This is a genomic window from Mesorhizobium sp. M7A.F.Ca.CA.004.04.2.1, from assembly GCF_004022825.1.
Lineage (GTDB): Bacteria > Pseudomonadota > Alphaproteobacteria > Rhizobiales > Rhizobiaceae > Mesorhizobium.
In genome coordinates this window covers 1-2,237 of sequence record NZ_RZPH01000975.1, presented here as the reverse complement: position 1 = coordinate 2,237, position 2,237 = coordinate 1, and the positions used below count along the sequence as shown (strand labels likewise).

The 2,237-nt window shown below is 65.9% G+C and carries 2 protein-coding genes and 1 pseudogene; 2 read left to right on the top strand and 1 reads right to left on the bottom strand.

What is annotated here, in order from left to right; translation table 11 throughout:
* On the bottom strand, positions 1-230 hold a 230-nt coding region (locus EN893_RS30015; protein WP_164901235.1), incomplete at its 3' end, for a winged helix-turn-helix domain-containing protein.
* Positions 231-372: 142 nt separating this feature from the next.
* Here EN893_RS30015 and EN893_RS30010 point away from each other — a divergent pair.
* Together EN893_RS30010 and EN893_RS30005 are read left to right on the top strand one after the other, a co-directional pair.
* The gene (locus tag EN893_RS30010) at positions 373-1,692 is read left to right on the top strand and encodes a hydroxymethylglutaryl-CoA reductase, degradative (RefSeq protein WP_127270358.1); all 1,320 of its coding nucleotides are present in this window, start codon (positions 373-375) and stop codon (positions 1,690-1,692) included.
* 3 nt (positions 1,693-1,695) lie between these two features.
* Positions 1,696-2,237: pseudogene (locus EN893_RS30005) on the top strand (ABC transporter permease); the annotation flags it as partial.

Below are 2,237 nucleotides of genomic sequence, written 5' to 3'. Positions count from 1 at the left end.
CGCTCGCTCGGCGTCTGCCGGCGACGCTCGGCGACCATGAAGCCGGCGCCGGGCCGCGAAAACGCGATGCCCGCGGATACCAGCCGGTCATAGGCATCGACGATGGTGTTCTTGGAAACGTCGAATTGCTCGGCGGCCTTGCGTATCGACGGAAGCTTGGCGCCGACGGTAATCGAGCCGGTCTCGATGCGCCTTCTGATCTCTGCCGCCACGGCCTCGGCGCGCGTCATCCCAGAACATCCTCCGATGGGCTGCGTGCCCTGATATGGACTGGTACAGTTTGTCGCTGTTTCCTGTAGCTGTACCTTGATAGATGGTATCAGTTAAACGATAGCTGCCTCAACGACAAGCATTCGCAGGGAGGCGATCGTGATGGTGGCTGTCCAGGACAGCGGTGTCGAGCCGCGGCTGAATTCCCGCATCGAGAAATTCCGCGACCTGTCGCCGGCCGATCGCCTGGCGACGGTCGGCGACGCCGCTCGTCTTGGGCAGGCGGATCGCGATGCCTTGCGCGGCGGCGTCCTGCCGCTCGATCTCGCCAACGGCATGATCGAGAATGTGGTCGGCACCTTCGAGATTCCGCTCGGCGTCGCCACCAACTTCACCATCAACGGTCGCGATTACCTCATCCCGATGGCGGTGGAAGAGCCGTCGGTGGTCGCCGCCGCCTCCTACATGGCGCGCATCGCCCGCGGTTGCGGCGGCTTCGAGACATCGAGCACCGCACCGATCATGCGGGCACAGGTGCAGATACTCGGTCTGTCCGATCCGCACGGCGCACGCGCCAGGCTGCTGTCCGCCCGCGACCAGATCATCGCCGCCGCCAACGAGAAGGACCGGGTGCTGATCGGCCTCGGCGGCGGCTGCCGCGAGATTGAAGTGCAGGTGTTCGAGGAGACGCAAGTCGGACCGATGGTGGTGCTGCATCTGCTCGTCGACGTGCGCGACGCGATGGGCGCCAACACGGTCAATACCATGGCCGAGGCAGTCGCACCGATGATCGAGCGCATTTCGGGTGGCACCGTCCGGCTGCGCATCCTCTCCAACCTGGCCGACCTCAGGCTGGCGCGGGCGCGGGTGCGGCTGACGCCGAAGGCACTGGCGACGAAGGAGTTCACCGGCGAGCGTATCGTTGCCGGCATCGTCGAGGCCTGTTCGCTGGCGATCGTCGATCCTTACCGCGCGGCCACGCACAATAAGGGCATCATGAACGGCATCGATCCAGTCGTCGTCGCGACCGGCAACGACTGGCGGGCGATCGAGGCCGGCGCCCACGCCTGGGCGGCGCGCGGCGGCCGTTATACGTCGTTGAGCCGCTGGGAGATCGACGCCGCCGGAAACCTCGTGGGGACGCTGGAAATGCCGATGGCGCTGGGCATGGTCGGCGGCGCCACCAAGACGCACCCGGCCGCGCGCGCAGCGCTGAAACTCCTCGGCGTGACCACGGCGCAAGAGCTTGCCGAGGTCACCGTCGCGGTCGGGCTGGCGCAGAACATGGCGGCGCTCAGGGCGCTGGCAACCGAAGGCATCCAGCGTGGACACATGGCGCTGCATGCCCGCAACATAGCCATCGTGGCGGGCGCGAGCGGCGCGAATATCGATGCGGTGGCAAAGGAACTTGCGGCGGATCACGATGTGCGCGTCGATCGCGCCAGGGAAATCCTGCTCAGACTGGGCAAAGAGGAGGCCTGAGCGGTGAGCGAGGCAGCCGCACGCGGAAATCAGGCTCGGCTTTCCAGCCTGCTCAAAAGCCAGGAAGGCATCGTGCTGGTGCTGGCGGTGCTGGCCTTCGTGCTGTTCTCGTTGCTGCTGCCGTCCTTCTTCAGCCCCGGCAACATCCTAGCCCTGATCAGAAGCGTCTCGATTCTCGGCATCCTGGCGCTGGGAATGGCGCTGGTCGTCATCGCCAGGGGCATCGATGTCTCGATGATCGCAACGATGGTGGTGTCGGTGTCCTGGGCCTTCGTGATCGCCCGCTCGGGCTATTCGCTGGAATTCGCGCTGCTGATCGGCGCGCTGTTCGCGGTGGTCGCCGGCGTGCTGATCGGGATGCTGATCGCTTTCGGCGAGGTCGCGCCGATCTTCGCGACGCTTGCCGCCGGCTCCGTCATCTACGGCCTTGGCCGAACCTTCTTCTTCACGCTGGAGATGCAGAATGTGCCGCCAGGCGCCGAATGGTTCTCGCTGATCGGGCAGGGCCGCATCCTCGGCGTCCCGGTGACGGTGGTGGTCTTTGC